The sequence below is a fragment of the Streptomyces sp. P5F9 genome, from assembly GCF_057961495.1.
Window position 1 is genome coordinate 1 of record NZ_JBXVPZ010000429.1, and the last position, 8,326, is coordinate 8,326.

General features: G+C 70.1%; 10 protein-coding genes. 2 read left to right on the forward strand and 8 right to left on the reverse strand.

The genetic code is table 11. The annotated features are described in order from the left end of the window. The coding region (locus AC31A1_RS41290; RefSeq protein WP_489658225.1) for a haloalkane dehalogenase at positions 1-453 on the reverse strand (453 nt) is incomplete at its 3' end. After that, a complete protein-coding gene (locus AC31A1_RS41295) occupies positions 450-1,292 on the reverse strand; it encodes an SDR family oxidoreductase (protein WP_489658226.1) in 843 nt (280 codons plus the stop codon). The genes AC31A1_RS41290 and AC31A1_RS41295, both read right to left, overlap by 4 nt. A 95-nt stretch (positions 1,293-1,387) precedes the next feature. On the opposite strand from AC31A1_RS41295, the gene AC31A1_RS41300 reads away from it, so the two are divergent. Then, positions 1,388-2,011 (forward strand): TetR/AcrR family transcriptional regulator, encoded by a 624-nt coding sequence (locus AC31A1_RS41300; RefSeq protein ID WP_489658227.1) that lies wholly within the window; start codon positions 1,388-1,390, stop codon positions 2,009-2,011. 6 nt (positions 2,012-2,017) lie between these two features. On the opposite strand, the gene AC31A1_RS41305 is transcribed toward AC31A1_RS41300, so the two are convergent. The 4 genes from AC31A1_RS41305 to AC31A1_RS41320 all read right to left on the reverse strand — a co-directional run bounded on the left by AC31A1_RS41305 (position 2,018) and on the right by AC31A1_RS41320 (position 5,973). After that, positions 2,018-3,028 carry a cytochrome c oxidase assembly protein gene (locus tag AC31A1_RS41305; protein WP_489658228.1) on the reverse strand — a complete coding sequence of 337 codons (1,011 nt, stop codon included), beginning with the start codon at positions 3,026-3,028 and terminating at the stop codon, positions 2,018-2,020. A gap of 113 nt (positions 3,029-3,141) precedes the next feature. Further along, entirely contained in the window at positions 3,142-4,545 is a 1,404-nt protein-coding gene (locus AC31A1_RS41310) for an alpha/beta hydrolase-fold protein (RefSeq protein ID WP_489658229.1), read from the reverse strand. Between the two features lie 250 nt (positions 4,546-4,795). Further along, entirely contained in the window at positions 4,796-5,182 is a 387-nt protein-coding gene (locus AC31A1_RS41315) for a hypothetical protein (RefSeq protein WP_489658230.1), read from the reverse strand. A 302-nt stretch (positions 5,183-5,484) separates the two neighbouring features. Further along, positions 5,485-5,973: a hypothetical protein gene (locus AC31A1_RS41320; protein WP_489658231.1), complete on the reverse strand. Its 489-nt coding sequence runs from the start codon at positions 5,971-5,973 to the stop codon at positions 5,485-5,487. Between the two features lie 141 nt (positions 5,974-6,114). Between AC31A1_RS41320 and AC31A1_RS41325 the strand changes: the two genes are divergently transcribed. Then, a complete protein-coding gene (locus tag AC31A1_RS41325; protein WP_489658232.1) occupies positions 6,115-6,765 on the forward strand; it encodes an O-methyltransferase in 651 nt (216 codons plus the stop codon). Positions 6,766-6,803: 38 nt separating this feature from the next. Here the strand turns inward: AC31A1_RS41325 and AC31A1_RS41330 are convergent, their stop codons facing one another. After that, complete coding sequence (locus AC31A1_RS41330) at positions 6,804-8,063, reverse strand: ABC transporter permease (RefSeq protein WP_489658233.1); 1,260 nt, start codon at positions 8,061-8,063, stop codon at positions 6,804-6,806. Continuing rightward, positions 8,060-8,326 (reverse strand): ATP-binding cassette domain-containing protein (locus tag AC31A1_RS41335; protein ID WP_489658234.1); only part of this gene is annotated, 267 nt, incomplete at its 5' end. The genes AC31A1_RS41335 and AC31A1_RS41330, both read right to left, overlap by 4 nt.

The following is an 8,326-nucleotide window of genomic DNA, read 5'->3' on the forward strand; positions in this document are numbered from 1 at the left end:
GATCATGGCCTCGCCGACCCCCTCCGTCTTGATCGCCCGGAACAACTCCCGGCCCCCTTCGGGGAATTCCGCCCAGCTCATCGGCTTCACGATGGTCTCGGTGAACGCGATGCCCCGCACCCGGTCCGGATGGCGCGCGGCCCGGTCGAAGGCCAGGGCGCCACCCCAGTCGTGTCCGACCAGCACCACGTCCCCCAGCCCGAGCGCCTCGAACCAGGCGTCCAGGTACCGGGCGTGGTCGGCGAAGGTGTACGCGATCTCCGGCTTGCCCGAGTCGCCCATGCCGATGAGGTCGGGCGCCAGCAGCCGCCCGGAAGCCACACCCGGCATGACGTTCCGCCACAGGTGGGAGGAGGTCGGGTTGCCGTGCAGGAACACGATCGGCGTCCCGGTGCCCGACTCCCGGTAGGACATGGTCGAGTCGAGGACGCGGGTGGAGCGGGTTGTGGTCATCGGAACGCCACCACGTTTCGCTCGGCCCATCCCGCGAACGCACCCGGCGCCCGCCCCAGCACCCGCTCGACGTCGGGACTCACGCGCTGCTCCTCCTCGGTCGGTTCGCCGAGCAGCGCCAACGTGCCCTCGACCACGGGCAGCGGCATGAACCGTGCCATCACCTCGTGCGCCTCCGCGCGCGTCTGCTCCGCGAAGGCCACCGGCTCACCGAGCGCGGCCCCTATCGCCGCCGCCCGCGCGCGGGGTGTCGTCGGCGCGGGGCCGGTGAGGGTGTAGGTCGCGCCCATGTGCGTGGTCGTGCTCGCGTCGGTGGTCAGTACGGCGGCGGCGACCGCGGCCACGTCGTCGGGGTCCACGAAGGGCAGGCCCACATCCCCGAAGGGCGCCGCCGCCGTACGCCCCGCGCGGATCGACTCGGCCCAGGCGAACGCGTTGCTGTCCAGCCCGCCCGACCGCAGGATCGTCCAGTCGAGCCCCGACTCCCGTACGGCCGCCTCGAATCGGCGCGGATGCGTGTACGCCTCCGGACGGGTCCCGGCCCCCTGCGAGGACAGCAGCACCACCCTGCGGACACCGGCGGACTTGGCCACGTCCAGAATGTCGTACGGCCGCTCGCCCGCCACCAGCAGGAACAGCGCCCCGGCCCCCTCGAACGCGCCCCGCAGGCCGTCGGGTTCGGCCAGGTCGGCGGCCACCGCGCGCACTCCGGGCGGCACGTGGGCCTCGCTGATGTACCGGGCCACGGCGGTCACCGGGACCTGGTCCTCCGTGAGTGTCCTGAGTGTCCGCACCAGCGTCCGCCCCACGTTCCCGGTCGCACCCGTCACCACGATCATGTCGCTACCCCCGTCATGTCTAAGTTAGTTGGCTGACTAACTCCGTCGAGAAGAAGCTAGCACGCCAGACCCCTCGGTTGTCTATAGTTAGTCAGGTGACTGACTCAAAAGATTCCCGGCCCGGCGCTTCCAGCGCCCGCGGCGCCGCCGCGGGCAAACGGCAGCGTCTGACGACCGCCACCGCCCGGGTCCTGCACGAACAGGGCGTGGAGCGCACGACCATCGCCGACATCGCCCGTGCCGCCGACGTCCCGACGGGCAACGTCTACTACTACTTCAAGACCAAGGACGAGCTGATCGAGGCGGCCCTCTCCGAGCACACCGGCAACCTGGAGACCCTGACCGCACAGCTCGACCGGCTCCCCGACCCGCGCGAACGCCTCAAGGCCCTCGTCGGCGGCTGGGTCGAGCAGAAGGACACCGCGGCCCGCCACGGCTGCCCCGTGGGCACGCTCGCCGTAGAGCTGGACAAGCGCTACGAGGACGGCCTCGATCTCGCCGCGGGCCAGGTCATACGGCGGTTGGTGGACTGGGTGGCGGAGCAGTACCGGCAACTCGGCGCGGCCGACCCCGAGGGCCGTGCGCTGGCCCTGGTCGGCGCCTATCAGGGCATGTCGTTGCTCTCCAACGCCCTGCGCGACCCGGAGATCATGACCCGTGAAGGGGCCCGGCTCATAAGGGAGCTGGACAGTCCGGACGGTCTGGACAGCCGGGTCTGAGAGCCGTCAGCGCTGTCCCCGGATGCGCTGTGCGACTTCGCTGTTCTCCGTCTCCCACCAGGGTCGTACGAGATCGGGCCCTTCAGTGGAAGTCCCCGTTTCAGCCCCTGTCGCAGTCCCCGTCGAGGTCTCCGCCGGCGTCGCCCGGACCACTTCCAGTTCCGTGTCCAGACGCCGGTCCAGCGCGACCGTCTCGGCGCGTTCCGTGCGGGCCCACTGGACGAGGATCGCGAGGAGGAAGGGAAGGGCGACCAGTTCGGCGATGCTGACCATCGCGCCGCCGCCGAGCTGCTGGTCGTGCTGGACGTCGGGGGCCCAGGACGGGGAGTGGCTCAGGTACCAGGCCCCGGCGATCAGCGTGCCGTGGGTCATCACCACGATCCCCGGTACCGCGTCGATGATCCCGTCGACGAACACCAGCCCCGCCCGCACCGGATGCGTGCACCAGGCGGGCAGCGCCTCCTCCCGGGTGAGCACCGGCAGCACGAACAGGCTCCCGGCGAGCAGCAGATGGAGATACATCAGCTGGTGCAGCCAGTTGTCGGCCAGGGCGGTCTCGAAGTACGGCGTGAAGTAGATCGTCAGCTCGGTCGCGAGCACCAGGGCCGTACTGACCAGGGGGAAGGTCAGCAGCCGTACCAGGCGTCCGGTCAGCGCGGCCTGCGCGCGGGTGGCGCCGCGTTCGGGCAGGGCGCGCAGGGCCAGCCGTAGCGGATCGCCCAGGGCCAGGCCGAGCGGGGCGATCAGGTCGAGGAGGACGTTCTGGACGGCGGCCGGCCAGAACAGCACGCGGTCGTAGACGGCGAGCGCCGACATCGTCGCGACCACGATCGTGCCGAGGCCGAGCAGCGCGAACGCGGCGGTCCGTGCCACCGGCCAGGCCTCGCCGCGCCGCCTCAGCCGCAGGACGCCCCAGCCGTACAGGCCGCCGAGGAGTACGACGACCAGCAGCGCGGGGACGTCCGCCTGCCACGAGGAGAACAGCCGTCCCATGGTGAGCTGCGGCGGGGTCTCCATCGCGATCTACCTCCACGGGCGGGCGGCCGGTTCCGCCGGTTCTGTCGGATCTGCCGCAGCACTCTATGCCTCCGAGGACCGCGGCGAGGACCCGCCCCCGCGCGCCCGTGGCCCTACAGCGACTGCCGCATGATCCAGTCCCGGATGCCGGGGATCGTGTACGCGATCTGCCAGGTACCCATGTGCGCGCTGGTGGTCGAGCCGGACGGTACGGTCGTGCCGGTCTTGAACGCGGCGAAGTTCACCGGCGTCCGCAGGGCCTTCATGCCGCGGACGTCCGCCGCGAACTCGGCGGCGGTGGACTGCCCGTCCCACAGCGCCGTGCTGACCTTCGTGCCCTGTTCCTGGATGACCTCGGTGATGGCCTGCTCGCCCGGGTACGCCTTGGTGTCGTCGGCCGAGACGAGGATCCACAGGTTCTTCTTGGCGAGGGGTACCGCCTGTGCCTCCGGCCACTGCCCGGCCACGATGAACGCCGCCGCGAACAGGTCGGGGTACCTGATGTTCAGGCCGAGGGACATCATCGCGCCCATCGACTGGCCGGTCGTGTAGCGGCGGTTGGCGTCGATGCTGTACTGCCGCGTGACGGACTCGACGAGGTTCGCGGTGGCGTCGAAGAGGGTCGACGGCTCGTAGTCGTCGTCGATCACCACCGCGCCGTACTCGGGCGCGAGCACGAAGGCCTCGTGCCGGGCCTGGTCCTCCGGGCTCGCCCAGCACACCGCGCCCAGGCCCTGCACGAGCGGGCCCTCGGTCGCGACGTTGACCACGCTCGCGTCGTGCATGAACAGCACCAGCGGGTAGCTCTTGCGCGGGTTGTAGTGCTGGGGGACGAACAGGTTGTACTTGAGGGTCTGGCCGGTCGCGGGGTCGTCGAAGGTGAACTGCTGGAAGTCGTCGACGATCAGGTTCTTCACCGCGTCGGTCGTCAGCGCCGTAGTACTCGCGGCGTACTGCCTGCCGCGCGTGGTGGTGACCGTGCCGGCCTGGGTGAGCGTGGCCTTCGCGGCGACGATGGTGCCGCCGGGGGTGGTGTCGCCGACCTTCGGCCCGCCCGCGCCGACCCCGCCGCCGGAGTCACCGGTCCCGCCGGTCCCACCGGTCCCCCCGGTTCCGCCGCCGGTGCCGGAGCCCTGCCCCGTCACCCACAGGGCCGCCGCCGTGTCGTCCGGCGACAGCTCGACGATGACGAAACGGCCGTCCCGCGACCGCTCCGTGAGGTCGGCCGTGCGGTTCGTACAGACCTTCGTGACCGTGCGGTCGGTGACGGTGAACGTCGAGGTCGACAGCGTCCGGCCGTCGATGTCCCGGTCGTACTCGACGGCCACCGCGACGAGCTTCTGCCCGGCGCCGAAGACCTGGGTGATGGCGGTGAGGCCCTTCACATGGTCCCCGGTGGAATCCGTCGAACCCGTCCCGCTCGCCTCGTCCGCCGAGCTGGGGGTCGCGCTGCCGAACACCGCCAGGGCTCCGGCCGTCGCGGTCGCGGTACCGGCCATGAACCTACGCCTGTCCATGAAGGTGAGCTCCTTCGATCGAGGTTTGTCAGGGCTGCCGTGCGCCACTGTCCTGCCTCAATCTGTGAAGCGAAAGGAGAAAGGAGACCCCTTTTCACAGGTTACGCAGAAGTTTCCTGGTGGTGTGGGTTATTCGCGTCGTGCAACCTTAGATAACGCGACGCATTGGGTCTGAATTGGTGGCCTTTATTCCCCCGTTTTATCACCGGCGAAAATTCGACGGCGAGAACGAGCCGAATTCAGAGCGAACTCAGAGGGACTGGTCCATGACCCACTCCCGGATGCCGGGGATCGTGTAGGCGACCTGCCAGGTGGCCATGTGCGCGCTGGTCGTCGACCCGGCCGGTACGACGGTGCCGGTCTTGAAGGCCGCGTAGTTGACCGGCGCCTTCTGGGCTTTGAGGCTCCGCACGTCGGCGGCGAACTGGGCGGCGCTCGACCGGCCGCTCCAGACCGCGGTTCCTACGGCCGTCCCCTGCTCCTTGACGACCTTGGTGATGGCGTTCTCGCCGGAGTAGGACTTGTCGTCGTCCTGGGAGACGACGATCCAGAGTTTCTTTTTCGCCAACGGCTTCGCCAACGGCTTCGCCTGGTCCGCCGGCCACTGCCCGGCGACGACGAACGACGCCCCGAACAAGTCCGGGTACTGATGTTCAGGCCCAGCGTCATCATCGCGCCCATCGACTGGCCGGTGGCGTAGAGCCTTTTCTCGTCGAGGTTGTACTTCTTCGTGAGCGCCTGCACGAGATGGGCCGTGGCGTCGAGGAGGGGCGACGGTCTGTAGGTGTCGTCGATCACGACGGAGTCGTACTCGGGGGCGGTCGCGGTCGTAGCCCTTGGGGATGAACAGGTTGTACTTGAGGGTCTGTTTCGTCGCCGGGTCGGTGAACGTGAACTGCCGGAAGTCGTCCACGCTCAGGTTCTTCACCGCGTCGGTCGTCAGCCCCGTAGTACTCGCGGGGTAGCGCGTACCGCCGGTGGTGGTGACGGTGCCGGTCTGGGTGAGCGTGGCCCTCGCGGCGACGATGGTTCCGCCGGGGGTGCTGTCGCCGACCTTCGGGCCGCCGCCTTGTCGTCCGGGGACAGTTCGACGATGACGTAGCGGCCGTTGCCGCCGTGCGCGGCGAGGTCGGCGGAACGGTTCGGGTAGACCTTCGTGACCGTGCGGTCGGTGACCTTGAACGTGGACGTCGACAGGGCCGACCCGGTGATGTCGGTGTCGTACTCGACCGCCACGGCGATGAGTGTCTGACCGTCGCCGTAGACCTGGGTGATCGCGGTGGCGCTCCGGACATGGCCGGTGGCCGACGTCGTCTCGCTCACGGCCTCGCCCTTGGCCTCCTTCGCCGTGCACGCGACCGTCGCGCCGAGCACGGCCAGGGTGCCGACGGCACCGGACCCCACGATGAACCTGCGCCGGTCGACCACAACGGACTCCTTCTGTCTCGCCCCCTTTTCTCTCGCCCACCACATCCTGGCTCCGCGTGACTCGCAACGGGAGCCGTCGACAGCAATCGATATATCGTGATAGGCCTGGAACGTATCGGCGATACAACAACTGGAGTGATGATGCCCGCGCAGAATTCCACCAGCCCCCTGCAGGACCCTCAGATCACGGCCGTACTGAACCGACTGCGGACCGAAAGCCGCCGCCCCGCGAACGGAGGCCCGCGCGGTGGCGCGGACACCCGCGATCCGCACGCGTACGCCGACATCGGCTTCTCGATCCACGCCGATCAGGGCGACCTCATCTATCTGCTCTGCCGGGCGATCGCCGCGACGAGGGTCGTCGAGTTCGCGACGTCCGTCGGGGTGTCCACGATCTACTTCGCCGCCGCCGTGCGCGACAACGGCGGCGGCACGGTGATCGGTTCCGAGATCGTGCCGGAGAAGGCGGCCACCGCCCAACACAACCTCGCCGAGGCCGAGTTGGACAAGTACGTCGACCTGCGCGTCGGCGACGCCCGGGAGACGCTGCGCGACCTCGGCGGCCCCGTCGACTTCGCGCTCATCGACGGCTGGCCGATCAGCGACGGCGGCCCGACACTGGCCCGCCAGGTGATAGAGCTCATCGCGCCCCAACTCCGCACCGGCGCCTTCGTGATGAACGACAACGCCGAACCCGACTACCTCGACTACATCCGCGACCCGGCCAACGGCTTCCGCTCCGTGACCCTCCCGCTCAAGGGCTCAACAGAGCTGTCCGTAAAGGTGAGTTGAGGGCCCTGGGGGACAGCTCACCTCAGCCGATCGTGTTCCTACGACGGCGCACGCAGCGCGTCCACCGGCTCCATGCGGGCGGCACGCAGCGACGGATACAGCCCCGCGAGGAGCCCGACGAGCGCACCGGCGAGCGGCGCACCCAGCGCGAGCCGGAGATCGAGCACCGGCGTCCACTCCTTGAACACGGCGACGCCCACCACGACCGCGATGCCCAGGGCCGCGCCCACAACTCCCCCCAGCAGCCCGATGGTTGTCGACTCCAGCAGGAACTGTCCGGCCACCTGCCGCCGTGACGCGCCCAGGGAGCGCCGTAGCCCGATCTCGCCGACGCGTTCCATCACCGTCACCAGGGTCACGTTGGCGATGCCGATCGCGCCGACCACGAGGGAGACGAGGCCGAGGACGAGGAAGAGGCTGTTGGCGTCGTTCTGGACGCCGGCGCGGGCCTTGGACAGGTCGGGCGGTGCCACGACGGCGAGCGAGTCCTGGTGCCCGGGCGCGAGCGCGACCGGTGCCTGTCGCGCGACCTGCTTGGCCGCGCCCAGCGCCGTGTTGACGAGCACGCGGGTAATGTTCCGCAGCCCGATCCGGTCGGCCGCGGTGGTGGGCGGCACCAGCACGGCGGTGGACAGCCGCGCCTCGCGCCGGATCCCGCCGAGGATGCCGATGACGGTGTACGACTGCCCGCGGAAGAAGACCGCCGGCGCGTCCTCCACCCTTTTGATGCCGAGGAGTTGGGCCGCCTGGTCGCCGAGTACGACGACGTGGTCGCGCCGGGCGATGTCCCCGGCGTCGTAGAACCGGCCCGCGGTCATCCGCCCGTGCACGGCCGCGGGCAGGCCCGCCGAGGCGGCGACCACGGCGAGGGTCTGGCCGGACAGATCGCCGGGCGTGCTCACGTCGTTGGCCCGCACCAGCACGCTGTCGGTCGCGTCGGAGTCGGCGAGCGCCGCCACCGACTCCACCCCCGCCAGCCGCGCCACGGCATCGGTCCCCGACCACGGCACCAACGGCCCGGCGTCCTCCGCACCGGGCAGCGGTTCCGGCACGGTCACGGTCACCGAGGTCGCGGTGAGCGCGTCGAAGCGGCCGACGATCTGGTTGCCCGCGGTGGACGCGACCCCGATGGTGATGACGAGCGTGGTGATCCCGAGGACTGTGCCGAGCGTGGTCAGCGCGGACCGCACCGGCCGGGCGAGGACCCCGGCGAGGGCCTCCGTCCACAGGTCCCGGGGATCCATCCAGGGCCGCTCGACCCGCGCCGGACCCCCCAACTCCCTCTCTACGACGCTCACTTGGCCTCCTCGGCCAGGCGCCCGTCGGTGATACGGACACACCGCCCCGCCCGACGGCTGACCGCCTCGTCGTGGGTGATCACGACCAGGGTCATGCCCTGGGCGCACAGGTCGTCGAAGAGCTCCAGCACGGACAGGGTGTTCTCGGTGTCCAGGTTGCCGGTCGGCTCGTCGCAGAGCAGCAGCGCCGGGTCGCTGAGCAGCGCCCGCGCGATGGCGACCCGTTGCCGTTCCCCGCCGGACAACCGGTCGGGCCGGAAACC